Annotated in this window: 18 protein-coding genes; 6 read left to right on the forward strand and 12 right to left on the reverse strand. The window is 64.0% G+C overall.

The window, feature by feature from the left end:
* Positions 1-99: 99 nt before the first annotated feature.
* The 3 genes from F3H35_RS01350 to F3H35_RS01360 all read right to left on the reverse strand — a co-directional run bounded on the left by F3H35_RS01350 (position 100) and on the right by F3H35_RS01360 (position 5,794).
* Positions 100-3,039 (reverse strand): DNA translocase FtsK, encoded by a 2,940-nt coding sequence (locus F3H35_RS01350; RefSeq protein ID WP_149777867.1) that lies wholly within the window; start codon positions 3,037-3,039, stop codon positions 100-102.
* Between the two features lie 19 nt (positions 3,040-3,058).
* Positions 3,059-4,237, reverse strand: a complete 1,179-nt coding sequence (locus tag F3H35_RS01355; protein WP_149777868.1) for an aminotransferase class I/II-fold pyridoxal phosphate-dependent enzyme — start codon at positions 4,235-4,237, stop codon at positions 3,059-3,061.
* Between the two features lie 225 nt (positions 4,238-4,462).
* On the reverse strand, positions 4,463-5,794 hold the full coding sequence (locus tag F3H35_RS01360) for an amidase (RefSeq protein ID WP_149777869.1): 1,332 nt from the start codon (positions 5,792-5,794) through the stop codon (positions 4,463-4,465).
* Between the two features lie 99 nt (positions 5,795-5,893).
* Between F3H35_RS01360 and F3H35_RS01365 the strand changes: the two genes are divergently transcribed.
* On the forward strand, positions 5,894-7,108 hold the full coding sequence (locus F3H35_RS01365; RefSeq protein WP_149777870.1) for a UbiH/UbiF/VisC/COQ6 family ubiquinone biosynthesis hydroxylase: 1,215 nt from the start codon (positions 5,894-5,896) through the stop codon (positions 7,106-7,108).
* Between the two features lie 187 nt (positions 7,109-7,295).
* Here the strand turns inward: F3H35_RS01365 and rsmD are convergent, their stop codons facing one another.
* Complete coding sequence (rsmD, locus tag F3H35_RS01370) at positions 7,296-7,853, reverse strand: 16S rRNA (guanine(966)-N(2))-methyltransferase RsmD (RefSeq protein WP_149777871.1); 558 nt, start codon at positions 7,851-7,853, stop codon at positions 7,296-7,298.
* Positions 7,850-9,061, reverse strand: a complete 1,212-nt coding sequence (locus tag F3H35_RS01375; RefSeq protein WP_149777872.1) for an NAD(P)/FAD-dependent oxidoreductase — start codon at positions 9,059-9,061, stop codon at positions 7,850-7,852. Before F3H35_RS01375 ends, rsmD begins: the two co-directional genes overlap by 4 nt.
* 90 nt (positions 9,062-9,151) lie before the next feature.
* On the opposite strand from F3H35_RS01375, the gene F3H35_RS01380 reads away from it, so the two are divergent.
* Positions 9,152-9,640 carry a peroxiredoxin gene (locus F3H35_RS01380; RefSeq protein ID WP_149777873.1) on the forward strand — a complete coding sequence of 163 codons (489 nt, stop codon included), beginning with the start codon at positions 9,152-9,154 and terminating at the stop codon, positions 9,638-9,640.
* Between the two features lie 164 nt (positions 9,641-9,804).
* Here F3H35_RS01380 and F3H35_RS01385 read toward each other — a convergent pair whose 3' ends face one another.
* Genes F3H35_RS01385 through F3H35_RS01400 form a run of 4 tightly spaced genes read right to left on the reverse strand, consistent with a single transcriptional unit; the run spans position 9,805 to position 12,569 of the window.
* The gene (locus F3H35_RS01385; protein ID WP_149777874.1) at positions 9,805-10,107 is read right to left on the reverse strand and encodes a 4a-hydroxytetrahydrobiopterin dehydratase; all 303 of its coding nucleotides are present in this window, start codon (positions 10,105-10,107) and stop codon (positions 9,805-9,807) included.
* Positions 10,104-11,291, reverse strand: a complete 1,188-nt coding sequence (locus F3H35_RS01390; protein WP_149777875.1) for a GNAT family N-acetyltransferase — start codon at positions 11,289-11,291, stop codon at positions 10,104-10,106. Before F3H35_RS01390 ends, F3H35_RS01385 begins: the two co-directional genes overlap by 4 nt.
* A gap of 52 nt (positions 11,292-11,343) precedes the next feature.
* Entirely contained in the window at positions 11,344-12,111 is a 768-nt protein-coding gene (locus F3H35_RS01395) for a glycerophosphodiester phosphodiesterase family protein (RefSeq protein ID WP_149777876.1), read from the reverse strand.
* Positions 12,108-12,569: a RidA family protein gene (locus F3H35_RS01400; RefSeq protein WP_149777877.1), complete on the reverse strand. Its 462-nt coding sequence runs from the start codon at positions 12,567-12,569 to the stop codon at positions 12,108-12,110. Before F3H35_RS01400 ends, F3H35_RS01395 begins: the two co-directional genes overlap by 4 nt.
* A 299-nt stretch (positions 12,570-12,868) precedes the next feature.
* Here F3H35_RS01400 and F3H35_RS01405 point away from each other — a divergent pair, with 299 nt between their 5' ends.
* A complete protein-coding gene (locus tag F3H35_RS01405) occupies positions 12,869-13,624 on the forward strand; it encodes an MlaA family lipoprotein (protein WP_149777878.1) in 756 nt (251 codons plus the stop codon).
* Positions 13,614-14,219: an MlaC/ttg2D family ABC transporter substrate-binding protein gene (locus tag F3H35_RS01410; protein ID WP_149777879.1), complete on the forward strand. Its 606-nt coding sequence runs from the start codon at positions 13,614-13,616 to the stop codon at positions 14,217-14,219. Before F3H35_RS01405 ends, F3H35_RS01410 begins: the two co-directional genes overlap by 11 nt.
* Positions 14,220-14,336: 117 nt before the next feature.
* Here F3H35_RS01410 and F3H35_RS01415 read toward each other — a convergent pair whose 3' ends face one another.
* The gene (locus F3H35_RS01415) at positions 14,337-16,475 is read right to left on the reverse strand and encodes a transglycosylase domain-containing protein (protein WP_149777880.1); all 2,139 of its coding nucleotides are present in this window, start codon (positions 16,473-16,475) and stop codon (positions 14,337-14,339) included.
* Between the two features lie 254 nt (positions 16,476-16,729).
* On the opposite strand from F3H35_RS01415, the gene F3H35_RS01420 reads away from it, so the two are divergent.
* Both F3H35_RS01420 and F3H35_RS01425 read left to right on the forward strand, forming a co-directional pair.
* The gene (locus F3H35_RS01420) at positions 16,730-17,068 is read left to right on the forward strand and encodes a P-II family nitrogen regulator (protein WP_007816490.1); all 339 of its coding nucleotides are present in this window, start codon (positions 16,730-16,732) and stop codon (positions 17,066-17,068) included.
* A 20-nt stretch (positions 17,069-17,088) separates the two neighbouring features.
* A complete protein-coding gene (locus F3H35_RS01425) occupies positions 17,089-18,420 on the forward strand; it encodes an ammonium transporter (protein ID WP_149777881.1) in 1,332 nt (443 codons plus the stop codon).
* A gap of 80 nt (positions 18,421-18,500) precedes the next feature.
* On the opposite strand, the gene F3H35_RS01430 is transcribed toward F3H35_RS01425, so the two are convergent.
* Together F3H35_RS01430 and F3H35_RS01435 are read right to left on the reverse strand one after the other, a co-directional pair.
* Entirely contained in the window at positions 18,501-18,878 is a 378-nt protein-coding gene (locus tag F3H35_RS01430) for a rhodanese-like domain-containing protein (protein WP_149777882.1), read from the reverse strand.
* 18 nt (positions 18,879-18,896) lie between these two features.
* A complete protein-coding gene (locus tag F3H35_RS01435) occupies positions 18,897-19,802 on the reverse strand; it encodes an MBL fold metallo-hydrolase (protein WP_394852304.1) in 906 nt (301 codons plus the stop codon).
* Between the last annotated feature and the right edge of the window lie 24 nt (positions 19,803-19,826).

Consider the following 19,826-nt stretch of genomic DNA (forward strand, 5'->3'; position numbering starts at 1 on the left):
CGATATCAGGCCGGTGAAGACCGTAATCAAGCCCACGAGGTCCCGTCAGCGCGTCCGACGGCATCAACTTGCCGTCAGACGCTGCCGCACCCCGGAAGATTACTGCTCGGGAACAAGGATTTCGCGTTTGCCCACATGGTTGGCAGGTGTCACGACGCCCTGTTCCTCCATCTGCTCGACCAGCCTTGCCGCCTTGTTATAGCCGATCGCCAACTTGCGCTGGATATACGAGGTGGAACATTTGCGATCCTTGATCACGATCGCGACCGCCTGATCGTAAAGCGCATCCTCGCCATCCGTGTTGCCGCCGGTGTTCAGGCCCAGCACCGCGTCGATACTGTCGGCGCGATCCTCGTCGGGTCCATCCTGCACACCGTTCACATAGGTCGGCGGGCCATAGGCTTTCAGATGGTTGACCACCTCCTCGACCTCTTCATCGCTGACGAACGGCCCGTGGCAGCGGGTGATCTTGCCACCGCCCGCCATATAGAGCATGTCGCCCATCCCCAACAGCTGCTCGGCGCCCATCTCGCCCAGAATGGTGCGGCTGTCGATCTTGCTGGTGACCTGGAAACTGATCCGCGTCGGGAAGTTCGCCTTGATCGTGCCGGTGATGACATCCACCGACGGGCGCTGCGTCGCCATGATCAGGTGAATGCCGCTGGCGCGGGCCATCTGTGCCAGACGCTGGATGCAGGCCTCGATCTCCTTGCCCGCGACCATCATCAGATCGGCCATCTCGTCGACGATCACGACGATATAGGGCATCTTCTCGGGCGCGAATTCCTCGGTCTCGAAAACGGGCTCCCCGGTCTCGTCATCAAAGCCCGTCTGCACCGTGCGGCTGAACAATTCGCCCTTGCGCTGCGCATCCGCCACCCGGCCATTATAGCCGTCGATGTTGCGGACACCCATCTTGGACATCTTGCGATACCGCTCCTCCATCTCGGCCACGACCCATTTCAGGGCAACGACCGCTTTCTTGGGATCGGTCACAACCGGACTCAGAAGATGCGGAATGCCGTCATACACGCTCAGTTCCAGCATCTTGGGGTCGATCATGATCAGCCGGCATTCATCCGGCGTCAGCTTGTAGAGCAAGCTCAGGATCATCGTGTTGATCGCCACCGACTTGCCCGACCCCGTCGTGCCCGCGATCAGCAGATGGGGCATCTTGGCCAGGTTCTGCACCACCGGATCGCCGCCGATATCCTTGCCAAGCGCCAGCGGCAGCTTGTGGTTGCCATCGCCATAATCCCGGCTCGACAGGATTTCGCGGAAACTCACCATCTCGCGGTGATCGTTGGGCAGTTCGATCCCGATCACGCTGCGCCCCGGCACCGTCGAAACCCGCGCCGACAGCGCCGACATCGAGCGCGCGATATCATCCGCCAGCCCGATCACCCGGCTCGCCTTCAGACCCGGTGCAGGCTCCAGCTCGTACATGGTGACCACCGGTCCGGGCCGCACACTGACGATCTCGCCCTTGACGCCGTAATCGTCCAGCACGTTCTCCAGCATCCGCGCGTTTTCCTCGAGCGCATCATCGCTCAGATGATGCCGCGTGATGTTCTCGGGACTGGACAGAAGGCTCAGCGGCGGCAGGTCGTAATCGGCCTGCGCGCTCTCCTCGAATTGCAACCGGGGCTGCGCCTCGGCCAAGGCCCGCGTCGAGGGCTGCGGCGCCCGGCGCGGCGCGTGCTGCACGACCTTTTTCGGCTCGGCCACAGGAATCCTCGGCGCCTCCGCGGTCTGATAGCCGCGCTCGCGCTCGGACAACTCCATCTCCGCCCCATAGGCATCATATGCATCGTAAGCATCATCCGACCCATAGGGATCATCCACCATCACATACGGATCGGCCTGCAGATATGCATCGGTCGGCATCGCGGCATGGGCGGCGGTCAGCGGCGGCTCGGGCGGCAATCCTCCCGCGCTGCGCGCGGTGTTCAGCACCAGAGGTTCCGGCCCCCGGCCCCGCCCCTTGGTAAGCGGCGCCACCGATGGCACCTGCACCGCCGGGCTCTGACGCACGCGGGTCTTGATGACATCCGCGATCTTGGCGCGGATGCGATCATCCCCCGGCGCTTCCACATCGCCCTCCGGCCCGTAACTCTCGATCAGTTCCGGCTCGGGATCGGCACGCCGCGTCAGCGACGGCAAACGCGACAGCAAGCCACCCGATTTCTCCTCGGGCGCGGCTGTCCTCGCGCTCAATGGCGGCTCGGCGGCATATGTGGCCGCAGGGCGGCGCACCACCGGCTGAACCGGAATGGCGGCCTCTGCGCGGGCATAGGCATCGGCCTCCGCCTGCTCGGCCGCACGGCGCGCACGCGCATCCGCGGCCTTGTCCTTCAAACCCTGCGCCGCACCAAGCGCCCCCGTGGCGCCGCGCCCCGCCAGCGTCATCAGCCAGGCATAGGTCATGATGACACCCACCATCAGGAACCGCGCCAGCCGCATCAATTCGCCCCGCGTGAAGCCCAGCACGAAGGCGCCCAGCATCAGCATCCCAAGCCCCAGCACCACAGACAGAAGCTTCAGCCCAAGGCTCGCCCCGAGCGGCAAAATGCCCAGCATGGCCCCAAGGATCGTATCCCCGAACAAGCCGCCAAGCCCGAAACTATGGGTCGTGGCCCAGGCGTCGCCCGGCGCCAGCGACGATGCATGAAGCGACAGCAGCGCAATCCAGATCGGCGCAAAGATCAGACGGCCCACCGCGCGCTCCTGCCCGCGATGCAGCACGAATCTCAGCCCCCAGGCGCCCAGCACGATCGCCAGCCCCCAGGCGCCCCATCCCACGATCATGAAAAGCGGCGCCGCGATCGAGGCGCCCATCCGCCCCATCCAGTTCTGCACCGGCGCATCGGTGGCCGACATCCAGCTCGGATCGTCGGGGTGATACGAGGCGATCATCGCCGCCGCCATGGCCCCCAGCACCAACAAGGCAAGCCCCAGCAATTCCTTGCCGCGCTTCTCGATCGCCTCGGCCATGGTGCTGTCAAGCAGCGGGTCGCGCCCACGTGTCTGATATGCCATCTTGTCCCTCGTCCTCACTTCATGCGTAAAGACAGTCGCGCAAGGCACCAAGCCCGCGCGCCATCTCGTCTTTCGGGGCCACAAGCGCGACCCGGATGAATCCCTGTCCCGGATTATGTCCCGCAACCTCCCGGCTCAGATAGGCACCGGGCAGAACCCTCACGCCGGTCTCCTGCCACAGCTTTAGCGCCGCCGCCTCGCCATCCTCGACCGGCAACCACAGGAAAAACCCCGCCTCCGGGCTGACATAGCCGGGCACATCGCCCAGGATGCTGTCCGCCAGGGCGTATTTCTCGGCATAAAGCCTGCGGTTGTCCTCGACATGCGCCTCATCGGCCCAGACCCGCTCGGCCACACGCTGCAGCGGCAGCGGCAAGGGCGCGCCCGCGTAATTGCGCAACTGCTTGATGCGGGCCATGCTCTGCGGCCCCGCCGCCACGAAGCCCGACCGCAGCCCCGGCAGGTTCGAGCGTTTCGACAGGCTGTGAAAGATCGCCACGCGCTCGGGGTCGGCGCCCATCGCATGGGCCACGTCCAGCGCCCCCGCAGGCGGCGTGCCTCGATAGATCTCCGAATAGCACTCATCGGCGAAGACCTGGAAATCGTGCCGCTCCGCCAAACCAATGAGATCGCGCCAATAGGACGCGCTCGCCACAGCCCCCTGCGGGTTCGAGGGCGAGCAGAGATAAACGACCGCCGTGCGCTCCAGCACCGCCTCGGGCACCGCCGCGAAATCCGGCAGATGCCCGGTCTCGGGCGTGGCCGGCAGCAACACAGGCTCGGCACCCACGCTCAGGGCTGCCACCATGTAGACCTGGTAGAACGGGTTGGGCAACAAGACCACGGGCCGCCCGCCCGCCTTCTCTTCGGGGCACAGCGCCATCATGGCATTATAGAGCCCCTCGCGCGTGCCGTTCAGCGCCATGACATGCCGCTCCGGCTCCAGCGTCACGCCATAGCGCCGCTGCGTCCAGTCGCAGATCGCCTGCCGCAGCTCGATCGTGCCCTCGTTCGCCGGGTAGCGGCCGAACTCATGCGCGTGCTCGGCCACCACATCGCCCACCCAGTCCGGAAAGGGATGCGTCGGCTCGCCGATGGTCATATGCAAGACCTCGCCGCCCGGCGCATGGGCGTCGAGCAGGCTCCGCAGGCGCGGAAACGCATAGGCCGGTAGGTTCGAAAACCGCTCGGGAAACATCTGTTACTGCCTCAAGCTTCGGGATCGTTGCGTCCCGATTTGCCATGAATCTACTCAAGCACCCGGCTTGCGTCCAGCAAAACCAATGCCTTGACAGCGTGATTGTGGCATTTTCGCAGAGGCCTGCGCGGGCATCCGGGTTTCTTCTGGCCGCAAATATCCCGGGGGGGCGGTCAAATCCCGCGGATTTGACCTGCGGGGGCAGAGCCCCCACCCCGCTCCGGTTCAGCCCAAAGCCGCCTCGGCGGCCTTGCACAGGCGCAAAAGCCGCTCTTCCTGCATCGGTGCGCCGCACAGCATCACCCCGCAGGAGGGCCGCCCCGCAGGCAGGCTCACCGCCGGAAGCCCCATCAGGTTGCCCACTCGGGTGTTGCGCAATGTCAACAGGTTCTCGGTGACGTAATAGGCATCGTCCTGCATCAGCTTGGCCGCATCGGGCGGCAGGTTGGGCGCCGTGGGCATGATGACCGCATCATATCCCGCCATCCGCGCGTGCCATGCGCAGCGCAACTCCTCGAGCCTGCGCCACGCGGCCACATACTCCGCCGCCGGCACGTCTCGTCCGCCCCTGAACCGCTCGAGGATCGGCGCGAACATCTTGTCCGGGGCGGCCTCGATCACCTCCGACCAAGTGCCATAGGCCTCCGCCGTATAGAGCGCCGCCGACATCGGCATCGCCTCGAGCAGTTCCGGCGCCTCCACCGGCTCGACGATCGCACCTGCCGCCTCCAGCCGGGCAACCGCCGCCTCATAGGCCGCCAGCGGCTCGGGGCGGATGTCGTCCAGCACCACGGTCCGCAACGCCGCCAGCCGCCGCCCCTTGAGGCTCGCGCCGCGCAGATCGGCGGCACGCCCGTGCCCCTCCAGCGCCGCCAGCATCAGCGCCGCGTCCTCGACCGTGCGCGCAAGCGGCCCCACCGTGTCGAACTTTTCGGCCAGCGGCACGACCCCTTCCAGGGACACCCGGCCAGCGGTGGTCTTCAATCCCACAAGATCGTTCCATGCGGCGGGAATGCGCACCGACCCGCCCGTGTCGCTGCCGATGCCGCAGGCCGCAAGCCCAAAGGCGACGCTGGCCGCGGCCCCCGAGCTTGAGCCACCGGGCACCGCCTCTGCATCGTTCACGCAAGGCGGCGTCGCCGTCATCGGATTGAGCCCCAGCCCCGAAAAGGCCAGCTCGCTCATATGCGTCTTGCCCAGACAGACCAGCCCGGCCCTCGTGGCATTGCGCAGCACCCGCGCATCGCGCTCCGGCACACGGCCCGCCAGCAGGCGCGTGCCCGCCTCGGTGGCCACGCCTGCCGTGTCAAAAAGGTCCTTCCAGCTGATCGGCACCCCGTCGAGCGGCCCCAGCCGCAGGCCTGCCCTCGCCCGATCGGACGCTGCGCGCGCCTCGGCCCGGGCGCGCTCGGCGGTCACCACCGAATAGATGCGGTCGCGCGCGGCATGGCCCTCGATGGCGTCAAGATAGGTCTCGGTCAGTGCCACCGGATCGATATCCCCCTTGCCGATACCGCGCCCCAATTCCGCAGCACTCATGCTCAGCCACTCGGTCATCCTGATGCTCCCCGCGTTCTTGTGATTGATCCCTGCCCCGCGACGGTAGCGGCACCGCGGCGCATGGACAATCCCGCGCGAACCGCCATATTGCCGGCTATGATGCATGACACCGATATCGCGATCGTCGGCGGCGGGCTGAACGGCCCGGCCCTCGCCCTTGCCCTGGCGCAGACAGGCCTGTCTGTGACCGTGATCGACGCGCTGCCCGAAACCGTCCGCAAGAACGCCGCCTTCGACGGGCGGTCCTATGCGCTGGCGCTGGCCTCGACCCGGCTTCTGGCCGCCATCGGCATCTGGGACAGGGTCCGCGACAACGCCCAGCCGATGCTCGAGATCAAGGTGAGCGACGGGCGCGCCGGCGAAGGCCCTTCGCCGTTCTTTCTGCATTTCGACCATGCCGAGATCGAGGAAGGCCCGATGGGCCATATGCTCGAGGATCGCTTCCTGCGCCGCGCCTTTCTCGAGGCCATGGCCGACCACCCCGGCATCACCCAGATCCGCGACACCGTCGTGGCGCAGCAGGCCGAAGCGCAGGGCGCCAGCCTGACACTGGTCTCGGGCGATACGGTCCACGCAAGGCTGATCGTCGGCTCGGACGGGCGCGCCTCGGGCACGGCGCGGCGCGCGGGCATCAGGCGCACCGGCTGGGGCTATGGCCAGACCGCCCTTGTGGCCGCCATCGAGCACGAGCTGCCCCATAATGGCATCGCACATCAGTTCTTCATGCCGCCCGGCCCACTGGCGATCCTGCCGCTGCCGGGCAATGTGAGCTCGATCGTCTGGAGCGAGAGCGACCAGACCGCCCGCGAGTTCGTCGCCCTGGATGACGCGGATTTCCTCAAGGTGCTGCGCCCGCGCTTCGGCGATTTTCTGGGCGACATCCGCCTGCGCGGCAAACGCTATACCTATCCGCTGAACCTGACGCTGGCCAACAGCCTCGTGGCCCCGCGCGTGGCGCTGATCGGTGACGCGGCCCATGGGTTGCACCCGATCGCCGGTCAGGGGCTGAACGCGGGCCTGCGCGATGTCGGCGCCTTGGCGCAGGTGATCGCCGACGCGCGCCACAGGGGCGAGGATTTCGCCGCTGCGGACGTGCTGGCGCGCTACCAGCAATGGCGCCGCTTTGACACCGCGACACTGGCGCTGGTGACCGATGCCACCAACCGGCTGTTTTCCAACGACAACCCGCTCCTGCGTCTGGGGCGCGATCTTGGCATGGGCGCGCTCAACGCATGGCCCAAACTGCGCCGCGGCTTCATCCGCGAGGCCGCGGGGCTGACCGGCGATCTGCCTGACCTGATGAAAGGCTGAAGGGCTGCGGCGGCAGGGGGCCAGCCCCCGCCGTCGAAATCCCGATAGGGGATTTCAACGGCTCCCCTAAAGCGTTTCGCGAAATGCAGTGCTCCGTTCAATCGTTGCGCGTGTTCCGCCTCCAGCTGATGCCTCAGGTTAAAGGCGGAACGCTTTAGGATATTTTCGGCCAGAAGAAACCGCAGGGTCAGGCGTTCTGGAAGATGCGGATCACGGTATCGCCATGGCGCCGCTCGTCCTGCAGAGCAAGGCCGGCGGGCGGCGTGATGGCGGCACTTTCCTCCCAGACGATCAACGCGCCCGGCGCGATCCAGCCCGCGTCCAGCGCCGCCGCCATCGCCGCCTCTCCGAGGGCCTTGCCATAGGGCGGATCGAGAAACACCAGCGTCGCCGCCTGACCCGGGCAGGCGCCGATCTTGCGCGCGTCGCGCTGCAGGATGCGCGCCCGGTCCGCGACATCGCACAGGGCGATATTCTGGCGCAAGAGGCCCAGCGCCGTGCGACCGTTTTCCACGAAGACAGCGCTTGCCGCGCCGCGCGACAGCGCCTCGAGCCCCAGCGCCCCGGTGCCGGCGAAAAGATCGAGCACAACCGCGCCCGAGCAGGGATCGTCGAACCGGCTGGTGAGCACGTTGAACAGGCTTTCGCGGACCCTGTCGGCCGTGGGGCGCAGATGCGCGCCCGCGTCGCCCTTGCCCACACTGGCCAGCCGTCGGCCCCGGAATGCGCCCGCGATGATCCTCACGCGCTCAGCAATGCCTTGAGGTCGGTGGCAGGATCGGCCACGAGCGCGGGATCGGCCGATTTGCCCGCATCGATCAGCCGCTTGCCCACCATATAGGCGCGCGGCTCGTTCATGGCGTCGACCGCAAGCAGCCGGTCGCCCTTGTAATACCAGAACGACACATGCCCCGCGCCATCGCCCGGCCGCGTGACGATCCGGTCATAGCCGGTGTTCAGCCCGGCGATCTGCAGCTTGACGTCATACTGATCCGACCAGAACCACGGCTGCGGCACATAGGGCGTCTCGGCGCCGAGAATGTTCGCCGCGACGCATTCGGCCATGTCGATCGCATTGGGCACGCTTTCCAGCCGGAGGCGCCCGTCCTCATGCGGGAAAGACGCGCAATCGCCCGCCGCCCAGATATGCGGATCGCTGGTGCGCCCGAACGCATCGGTGCGGATGCCGTTCTCGATCTCGAGCCCCGCCATTTCGGCCAGTTCCGTCGCCGGCGTGATGCCCACCCCCACGATCACGAAATCCACGTCGATCTCTGTGCCGTCGCTCAGCCGCGCTGCGGTCACCCGGGTTTCGCCCAGCAAGGTCTCGAGCCCGATCCCTTCGCGGATATCGACCCCGTGCGCGCGGTGCAGCGCGCGGAAATACTCCGAGGTTTCCGGCGCGGCCACCCGTTGCAGGATGCGCGCGCCCATTTCCACCAGCGTCACCTTCAGACCCCGGCTCGCCGCCACCGCCGCCGCCTCGAGCCCGATATAGCCGCCACCGACGATCAGCACATGGCGGCCCGCCACGAATTCGGGCGCCATGCTGTCGGCATCCCTGAGATCGCGCACCACATGGACACCCGCCAATTCGCCACCGATGCGCCCCGGCAGGCGGCGCGGCACCGAGCCTGTGGTGAGCACCAGATCGTCATAGCCGATGGCCTGCCCACCTGCGATCACCACCCGGTCCTTGCGGTCGATCGCCGTCACGGTGCAATTGAGATGCAAGGCGATATCCGCCTCGGCGTAAAAGCTCTCGGGCCGCAGAAAGAGCCGCTCGAGCGCCATCTCGCCTAGCAGGTATTTCTTGCTGAGCGGCGGGCGCTGATAGGGCGGCACGGGTTCCTCGCCGATCAGGGTGATCGGGCCGTCATGCCCAAGGGCGCGCAGTTTCGCCGCACAGGACGCCCCCGCCTGCCCTGCCCCGATCACAACGATACCGGCCATCTTGAATCTCCTGATTTTTCGTGGTCACCCGATCCTGCTGACCCTATAACCAGCTTCAGTCGAAACGCAATTCACAGACAGGGACGAACCATGACAATTTCCAAAGGCGACAAACTCCCCGACGCGACACTTCTTCAGATGGGCGAGAACGGCCCCGAGAGCGTGACGCTGTCCGACAAGACCGCGGGCCGCAAGGTGGTGATCTTCGCCGTGCCGGGTGCCTTTACGCCGACATGCCATTCCGCACATGTGCCCAGCTTCATACGCACCAAGGACCAGTTCGCCGAAAAGGGCGTGGACGAGATCATGTGCATCTCGGTCAATGACCCGTTCGTGATGCGCGCCTGGGGCAAGGACACCGGCGCTGCGGATGCCGGGATCACCATGCTGGGCGATCCTGATTCGGCCTTCACCAAAGCCATCGGCATGGATTTCGACGCCCCGCCCGCAGGCCTCGTGGCACGCTCGAAGCGCTACGCGATGCTGGTCGAGGATGGGACCGTGACCGTGCTGCATCAGGAAGAAAGCCCCGGCACCTGTGAGGTCAGCGGCGGCGAGGCGATGCTTGCGGCGCTGTAAGCCCGGGCTATCAAAACCCGATGACATTCACCGGCGGCCCTTGGGCCGCCGGTTTCGTTTTTGCCGCCGATGGCGTCAGTTGTGTACGGAATGGACACAAATCCACGTAACGCTTGCGAGGGTTGTACAAAACCCGCGTAGGTTTCGTACGGATCGTACGGATCTCACCCCTGGCCAGCCAGCAGGTCGAACTTGCGCGCCAGCTTGACATCCAGCGCGCTCAGACCGCCCACATCATGGGTCGTCAGGGTCACGTCGACCTTGTTGTAGACATTGAACCATTCGGGATGGTGGTTCCACTTCTCGGCCCAGATGGCGGCGCGGGTCATGAAACCGAACGCTTCGGTGAAGTCACTGAATTTATAGGATTTTGTCATGGCATCCCGGGTGTCATCCAGGCTCCAGCCCGCCTCCAGAAGGGGGCGCAGGGTGGTGTCTCGAGCCGTCTCGCTGAGTTTCTCTGTCATTGGTGCTCCTCCACTTCGGTTTTCTTGAATGGTCCAAAACTCGTAAGAATTTCAATGTCTTCTTCGACAGCGGCGCGTTCCGCCTCAAGGTACCGGTCAATCGCCGCGCGCAATCCGGGATCGTTGATCCAGTGCAGCGAATGGGTCGGCGTGGGCAGGTAGCCGCGGGCCAGCTTGTGTTCCCCCTGGGCTCCGGCCTCGACGGTCTTCAAGCCATGGGCAATCGAAAAATCCATTGCCTGGTAATAACATAGCTCGAAATGCAGGCAGGGGTGATGCTCGGAACAGCCCCAGTACCGCCCATAAAGCCGGTCCCGACCGATGAGGTTCATCGCCCCAGCAACCGGCCTTCCATCGCGTTCAGCCAGCACCAGAAGGATGTCATCGCGCAAATCCCGGTGGGCGATATCGAAGAAGGCCCGCGTGAGATAGGGCATCCCCCATTTGCGCGCGCCGGTGTCCTGATAGAATTGCCAGATGGCATCCCAATGGTGCCTTTCGATGGCATCCCCGGTCAACTGTTTGATTTCACCTCCGAATTCCTGCGCAACGCGCCGCTCTTTTCGGATGGTCTTGCGCTTGCGCGAGCTCAGCGAGTCCAGAAACCCTTCGAAATCCGGGTAGTTGCGGTTGACCCAGTGGTATTGCTGCGTGCGCCGGGGCATCAGGCCCATGGCGGCGCCAGCGTCGAGTTCCTCTTGGGTGCAAAAGGTCACGTGAAGCGAGGAAAGCCCATTGTTTTCCGCCAGTTGCACAGCCCCCTGGACCAGCGCGGCACGGCCTTGCTGCTCGAAACCGGGCCGGGTCAGGAAGCGCCGCCCGGTGACCGGTGTAAACGGAACCGCGATTTGCAGCTTGGGGTAATAGCGCCCGCCTGCCCGTTCATAGGCATGGCCCCAATTATGGTCGAAGATATATTCGCCCTGACTGTGGGACTTGAGAAAAAGTGGCGCAACTCCAATGGTTTGACCGTCGCACTCGGCGGTCATGTAATAGGGCGTCCAACCGGTTCCCGTGCCCACTGACCGGCTGTCCTCGAGCGCCTTGAGGAAGCGATATGTGGTGAACGGATCGAAAGGCCTGCCGCCATCCGCCGCTTCGGGACAGGCGCAAGCATCCCAGACCTCGGCATCGACCTGCGCAAGGCTGTGGTGGATTGTGATCTCGACCTGATGCTCTGCCATGACCGTTCGCTTTGTGACCCTTGCCTGCAATCTGTGGCCGGCGCGGTGCGGATCAAGATGGAATTTCAGGCAAATAGCCCTCGAACGTGATGTTGTCGGCCACCTTGCGCGCCTGTGTTTCTTCAGCGCCGGAACGAACGGTCCAGCACAAGACAGCCGCGCCCGCCGCCTTGAGTTCCGCAACCCTCGGCTGATCCAGCCCTTTCGCGGAATGGCTGATGAAGCTGGCGTCCACGCGGTCATAGTCCGGAATGTCGCGCAGCCGGTGCCGCACCCCGCGCCTGAGCAGCGGCCAGTCGATACGGCGATACCGGCAAGTGACCAGCCCACGCGGCACATCCGGCACCAGATCACGCAGCAGGGCCACGCAATGCGGATTGAACGACATCAGCGCAACAGGCCCGGCATATCCCTGCAGGTCTCTTGCGACAGCCTGCTCAAGCTGCCCATCGGTTTCACCCATCTGACCGTGCTGATCCTTGAGTTCGACCAGCAATGGCGCGCGCCCCGCAACGTGATCGAGCAGCGCTGCAAAGGTCGGAATGCCCCCGGTTCCGCCAAGCAGGGGCATGGCGGTCAGGTCCTGCGCTGTTCTTTGGCGGATCGGCCCCTTGATACCAGTCAGCCGGGTCAGGTCGTAATCATGAAAGACCATCGCCCTTGCATCGGAGGAAAGCTGCAGGTCGATCTCGATCCCGTAGCCGGCCTCGATCGCGGCACTGACAGCCTCGACCGAGTTTTCCGGCCGCCCGGATCGCACATCATGCAATCCGCGATGGGCCATGGGCAGGCGGCGGAAAACCTCGGGAAGAGTGCTCATCCGATCTGGAATATCCCTTCGATTTCAACAGCTACGCCAAAGGGAAGCGCCGCCGCCGACACCGCCGAGCGTGAATGTTTGCCCGCATCCCCAAGCGCTGCACCAATGAAATCCGAGGCGCCGTTGATGACCTGCGGCTGTTCAGTGTACTCCGGGGTGGAGTTGACGAAACCGGTGAGTTTGACCACCCGCTTCAACCGGTCCAGATCACCACCGCACGCCGCCTTGACCTGCGCCAGCAGAGCGATGGCGCAAACCTTGGCAGCCTCGGCGCCTGCTGCCGTGTCCATGTCCTGCCCGAGCTTTCCGGTGATCAACGTGTCACCGTCCTTTGAAATCTGGCCGGAGACGAACAGCATGTCGCCCACCTGCACATAAGGGACATAATTGGCCGCCGGCGCCGGAGCATCGGGCAATGTCACGCCAAGCTCGGCCAGTTTCGCTTCGAATGTTCCCATAGTCATGTCCTCGCTTGTTCAGGTTTCGCCGGACGCTAGCCCGTGAACCGCAGGAAGGAAATCAAAAAAATGCCTTGAAAAAGGGCGCGGCCAGCGGAAATGCCGCTCAATCGGGGGTGGGGCGTTGTCACTTGATTGCAACAACAAAAATGACTCGCTTTACGGCTTTATGGGCATCATGCTTGGATGCGTTATGTACGCCCTACGTTGCATTTGAATTGGTCTTATCCTTGTCTGCTGCCCTGACCCTTATATCCCGTCCTTTCCGACTGGCTCCCGCATTGGGAGCTTTGCTGCTTATGGCTGCTTGCGCGGCACCCGGCCCCGGACATTCCCCCGAAGAGCCGTTCGATCCTTATGAAAAGACGAATCGCAAGATCCATGAATTCAACAGATCGCTCGACCGCGCGGTGATCCGTCCGGCGGGGCGGGGGTATTCCAACTTTCTTCCGGACGATATCGAAACGCTGATCGGGCGTTTCGCCTTCAACCTTTCGCTGCCGGGATCCATTGTTAACAATATCTTGCAGGGCAATGGCCGGGGCGCGACGGAGGACACCTATCGCTTCGTGGTGAACTCGACCATGGGGCTTGGCGGGTTCTTCGATCCGGCAACCGAAATTGGCATGCCCGAAGCGACGGACGCCGATTTCGGTGAGACGCTTTATGTATGGGGCGTGCGCGAGGGGGGCTATGTGGAATTGCCGCTGCTTGGCCCGTCGACCGAACGGGCGGCATGGGGCAAGGTCGTGGATGTTTTCACCAATCCCCTGACCTATGCGCTGGATTCGCCGGAAAACTATTACGGAACAGTGGCTTCGGTATCGTCGCGGCTGAGTGACCGGGGGCGGTTCTCGGATACGATCGATTCCATTCTTTACGAGAGTGCCGACAGCTACGCACAGGCCCGATCACTTTATCTTCAGAATCGACGGTTCGAGCTAGGCCAGGGCCGGGAGGGTTCTTATCTGGACCCCTATGATGCACCATACGGAACGGCGGAGGATCCGTACGACCTGCCGACCGGAAGTTACGGGGACCCTTATGATGAATGATCTATCGAGACGCGGTTTTATCGTGACAGGGCTTGCGCTTACGGGGCTTGTGACCGCACCCGGCGCAGCGCTTGCGTTGACCGATGCCAAAGCCAAGGCGCTGGTGAACCAGGTTGTGGACGAGATCAACCGCGTGATCAGCTCGGGCAAGCCTGTGGGCGCGATGATCAGCGACTTCGAGCGCATTTTCTCGCGCTATGCGGATGTGAACATCATCGCTCAATCGACGCTCGGGCCGGATTCGCGGCGGTTGAGCTCGGGGCAGATGCGGGCCTTCGTGGACGCCTTCCGTGGCTACATTGCGCGGAAATATGGCAAGCGTTTCAATGAGTTCGTCGGGGGCCGGATCGAGGTCAAGGGCGTGCGTCAGGTCAAGTCCTGGCACGAGGTCGCCTCGACGGTCTACCTGCGCGGAGAGTCGCCCTTCGAGGTGCGTTTCCTCGTGTCGGACCGGTCTGGACAGGATCTTTTCTTCGATATGGTGATCGAAGGGGTCAGCCTGCGTCTGAGCGAACGGACCGAGATCGGCGCGATGCTGGACCGCCGCCGAGGCGATATCGACGGGCTGATTCAAGACCTGCGCAGCGCCGGATAGGTCCGTACGAACCGTACGAAACCTACGCGCGTTTAGGACGAAGAACCGCTCCGAAACCCGAATTTGTGTCCACAAGTCCCTCAGCGCCGGATTATCCGGGCTGTAAGGACACCGCCGTCATTGCGCGCCGAACAGACCGCGCAGCAGATTTTCGATCGCGTTGCCGCTTTGAGGCTCTCGGCGGACCGGCTGGGAGGGGGCCGGTTTGGGAGCGGGGCGCAGCATGGGCAGTGGGCGCGGTTCGACCCCCTCGTGCACCCGCAGCATCGTCTCGTGCCAGATTTCAGCCGGAAGCCCGCTTCCGGTGACACCGGTCAGCGGCGTGTTGTCGTCATAGCCCATCCAGACCCCGGCGACATAATCGGCGGTGAAGCCAAGGAACCATGCATCGCGCGCAGCCTGTGTCGTGCCCGTCTTGCCCGCCACTTCACGGTCGGGCAGTTTTGCGCGCCCGCCCGTGCCGCTTTGGACCACCTGATGCATCATCCAGATCAGCTCGCGCGCGGCGTCTTCCTGAATGACGCGCTCGCGGATGCCGCCCGTGGTTCCCATCAGCGACTCCTCATCGCCCAGAAGGCGCAATTCGACCAGACCATAGGGCGTGACCGACGAGCCGCCGTTCAGGATGCCGGCATAGGCGCCGGTCATTTCGATCAGCGTGCTTTCCGACGTGCCGAGCGCGAGTGCCGGACCTGCGTCCAGATCGCTTTCGATCCCGAAATCGCTGGCCACCTTGCGCACCAGATCACGGCCCACGCTTTCCGAGATCTTCACAGCCGGAATGTTGAGCGAGTTCTTGAGCGCGTCGGTCAGCGTGACGCGGCCGTAATAGTTTCGGGTGTAGTTTTCCGGGCACCAGCGGCCGGAGCCGGGAACATCGAGGCAGAAGGGCTCATCCACCACCGTCGAATCGTGCGAGTAGCCCAATTCGAGCGCCGTGGCATAGATGAAGGGCTTGAAGGCCGAGCCGGTCTGGCGCTTGGCTTGCGTGGCGCGGTTGAAGGCGCCGGTGACGCGGGTCTTGCGCCCGCCCACCATCGCCCGCACAGCGCCATCCGCCGACATCACCACGATCGCCGCCTGCGCCTTGGAGCCTTCGCGCACCTTGTTTTCGAAGATGTAGCTGAGCGCCTCTTCGGCGGCGGTCTGCATGCGTTGATCGAGCGTGGTGCGGATAATCACGTCTTCGGTGGTGTCGCGGGTGAAGAATTCCGGCCCTGACGACATTACCCAATCGGCGAAATAGCCGCCCGCCTGCCGTTCGGCGGCTTCGCTGAGTTCGGCGGGTTGGGCCAGGGCCGTGGCCGCGTCAGAGGCCGAGATATACCCCTGATCGCGCATCAGCCGGACCACGACCGAGGCGCGGTTCTGCGAGCGTTCCAGATTGGCGGTCGGCGCAAGGGTAGACGGCGCGGTCAGAAGACCCGCCAGCATCGCGCCTTCGGAAATCGACAATTGCGCGGCGCCCTTGCCGAAAAACCTCTGGGACGCGGCCTCGGCGCCGTAAGCCCCGCCGCCCAGATAGGCCCGGTTGAGATAGATCGAGAGGATCTCGTCCTTGGTATACTTGGCCTCCATGGCCATCGCATAGACCGCTTCCTTGAGCTTGCGCGCAAGCGAGGTGCGGCGGCAGTCGCGGATATAGGCGGCTTCGCTTTCCCATTGGGTGCGGTCGTATTTGACCCCGAAGCAGAGCAGTTTCGCGGCCTGTTGCGTGATGGTCGAGCCGCCATGGCCCTGAAGCGGGCCGCGCCCTTCGCTCAGGTTGATTCGGATGGCGCTGGCGATGCCGATGGGATCGACGCCGGGATGCATGTAGAAGCGCTTGTCCTCGGTGGCGATGACGGCATTCTTGAGATGCGGGCTGACGGTGTCGGCGGTGACCACGCCACCGAACTGATCGCCCCGCCACGCAAAGACATCGCCTTCGCGGTCCAGAAGCGTGACCGAGCCGCGCGCACGCCCGTCGAGGAATTCATCGACCTCGGGCAAGGTGGTGTAGGTATAGCCCACGGCGAGGCCGAGAAGCAGAAAAACAACGGCTCCGAGCCGCCAGCCGATGCCCCAGACCAGCCGGAACACCCAGGAAAAGACGCCCGAGACAAAGCGCACGATCGGATTGCGCGACCGCGATTTGCGGGGCCGCGCCGCGCGCTTGGGCGAGGGTTTACGCGGTTTGGCGCCGGAGGACGCCTTGGGCGCGCCATAGCGCTTGTCCGCCACGAGACGGGGTTTCTTGCGACCTGAATTACTCATGTGGGTCCTGCCCGGGACTTGTCTGTTTTGGGGATATTATACCGTCGAAAAACAAAAGTAGACCCCTGCCGAACAGGGGGGCCGCCTTCCATATTTGATTATTTTATGTGCATTTTAATTTTATTGCACATTATTTAATCATTTAGTCCTGAGAAGTAACGATCTTTCCGCCGAGTCGCCTTCCGGATTCGAGATTCACGGCATTTGCTGCAAGTGCAAACCGCACAGGGTGAACGTAACCGAAAGGGACACCAGTGAAACTCATCATTGCGACAATCAAACCGTTCAAGCTGGAGGAGGTCCGCGAGGCGCTGACCGAGATCGGCGTACGCGGGATGATGGTGACGGAAATCAAGGGCTTCGGCTCGCAGTCGGGTCACACGGAAATCTATCGCGGCGCCGAATACGCCGTGAATTTCGTGCCCAAGGTCAAACTTGAAATCGCGGTCTCGGCGTCGATGGCGGATCAGGTGATCGAGACGATCACGAATACGGCCCGCACCGGCAAGATCGGCGACGGCAAGATTTTCGTTCTCGACATCCAGCAGGCCGTGCGCGTGCGCACCGGCGAAACCAACGAAGACGCGCTTTGAGACGCGTGGGGGAAAGGATAATGGACATGAAACGATACACGAAGACCGGCCTTGCGGCTGCGGCCCTGACCGCGCTGCCGACGCTGGCGCTTGCGCAGGACGCGGCACCCAGCTTCGACGAGATTGGCCCTTATATCATGACGACCCTGCTGTTCTGCATGGCGGGCTTTCTGGTCTTCTTCATGGCCGCGGGCTTTGCGATGCTCGAAGGCGGGCTGGTGCGGTCGAAGAACGTCACCATGCAGATGACGAAGAACATCGCGCTCTATTCCTTTGCAGCGATCATGTACTGGCTCATCGGCTTCAACCTGATGTATCCGGGCGATGGCTGGATGGTTGCAGGCTGGGTCGGGCCGTTCTTCTCGACCACGGTTCTGGATCCGGTGGGTGTCGCGGCGGCCGATGCGGCGCTGGACTATGCCTCGATCGGGTCGGATTTCTTCTTCCAGCTGGTGTTCGTCGCCGCCACGGCCTCGATCGTGTCGGGCGCGCTGGCCGAGCGGATCAAGCTGTGGCCCTTCCTGATCTTCGTGATCCTGCTGACCGGTGTCATGTACCCGATCTCGGGCTCGTGGCAGTGGGGCGGCGGCTGGCTGTCGGAAGCCGGGTTCTCGGACTTCGCCGGCTCGACCGTCGTGCACTCGGTGGGTGGCTGGGCCGCTCTGGCGGGCGCCATCGTGCTGGGACCGCGTCTTGGCAAGTACAGCAAGGACGGCAAGGTCAACCCGATGCCGGGTTCCAACCTGGCGCTGGCCACTCTGGGCACGTTCATCCTGTGGCTGGGCTGGTTCGGGTTCAATGGCGGCTCGCAGCTGGCCATGGGCACCGTGGGTGACGTGTCGGACGTGTCGCGCATCTTCGCCAACACCAACATGGCGGCTGCGGCCGGTGCGGTGACCGCGCTGATCCTGACGCAGGTTGTCTATAAGAAGCCCGACCTGACCATGGTGCTCAACGGCGCGCTGGCTGGTCTGGTGTCGATCACGGCCGAGCCTCTGGCGCCCTCGCTCTTCGGTGCGCTTTGGATCGGTGCCATCGGTGGTGTGATCGTGGTCTTCACGGTGCCGCTGCTGGACAAGCTGAAGATCGACGACGTTGTCGGCGCGATCCCGGTGCACCTGTTCGCAGGTATCTGGGGCACGATCGCGGTGATCTTCTACGGCGAGGCCAGCCTGGGCACACAGCTGATGGGCATCATCGCCTATGGTGTGTTCACCTTCGTCGGCAGCCTGATCCTGTGGTTCATCCTCAAGGCCGTGATGGGCATTCGCGTCAGCGAAGAAGCCGAGATCAACGGTCTGGACAAGGCCGAACTGGGGATGGAAGCCTATCCCGAATTCTCGAAAGGCTGATATCCTTCCGATCAGCGACTTGCGAGAGAGAGATCCCGGGCGTCAGCGCCCGGGATTTTTCTTGTCTGACGCCGAAGCGATCAGCCGTTGACGCGCTGCGGTGCGCCGGTGGCCATGTTGGTGCCGATGAAGGGCAGCCCCGCTTGTTTCCAAGCGGCGAACCCGCCTTCCATATGGGCGATCCGGTCGATCCCGGCGTCGAGAGCCGCGCGCGCCACCTTGTCCGAGCGTATGCCCGAGCCGCAATGAAACACGATCTTCTTGTCGCTCTGTCCCGGCAGCTTTTCGGCGTTGAAGAACGGCAAGGGCAGAAGCAGCGCGCCTTCGATATGCTCGAACATGTATTCCTGCGGCGTACGCACGTCGATCAGCACGATCTCGTTGCGCGCCCAGGCCTGCGCCACCTCGTCGACGGTCCAGATCTGCAATTCGGCGGAACCTATGGTTTCGGTTTTCATTCTTGGTCCTTTCGGGTCTCAGAAACGGTTTGCGGGGATCTTGAAGTAGCGATACCCGTCGCCTTCGGGATCGGGCAGGCGACCGCCGCGCAGGTTGATCTGCAAGGCGTAGAGCATCCTGTCCGGCAGGCCGAGCGTGGCATCGCGATCATCGCGCAGCCGGGTGAAGGCTTCCCGCGTCGCCTTGCCCCCGACATGCGGATTGTCGGCCTTGTGGCTGGCCACGGTCGCTTCCCACGCAGGCTCTGTGCGATCCCTGACGGGCGGGTAATCATGGCCGATGAAGAGCCGTGTCTGATCGGGCAGCGCCAGGATCGCCTGCAGGCTGTCGTAAAGCTCGTTCGACGATCCGCCGGGGAAATCCGCACGAGAGGTGCCGACATCCACATGCATCAGCGTGTCATGCACGAAAGCCGCGTCATCGCCCACCACATAGGTGATCGAGCCAAGCGTGTGCCCCGGCGAGAGCATCACGCGCACATCCAGATTGCCCAGCTTGAAGGTGTCGCCATCCTCGAACAGGCGGTCGAAATCGCGGTCGGGATCGAAGGCACCGGGCGTGTTGTAGATCTTTTCCCAAAGCCGGGCGATGTCGCGCACACGCGCGCCGATGGCGGCGGGCGCGCCAAGCTGTTCCTTGAGCCAGGCCGAAGCCATGAGGTGATCGGCATGCGGGTGGGTGTCCAGAATCCACTCGACCTCGAGCCCTTCGCTGCGGACGAAATCCACGATCTCCTGCGCCGAGTCGTGGCGGGTGCGGGCCTCGGCCGGGTCGAAATCAAGCACCACGTCGATCAGGGCCGCCTTCTTGGTGCTGTCATCCGCAACGACATACTGGATCGATCCGGTGGCGGGGTCGTGAAACCCGGTCACGGTGGGAGAGTGTGCGCCCGTGCCGGGGCTGGTGCGGCTGAACATCGGCATGTCCTCCATGTGGTTGAATGAATG

This window comes from Roseovarius litoreus, assembly GCF_900142765.1.
GTDB classification, from domain to species: Bacteria; Pseudomonadota; Alphaproteobacteria; order Rhodobacterales; family Rhodobacteraceae; genus Roseovarius; species Roseovarius litoreus.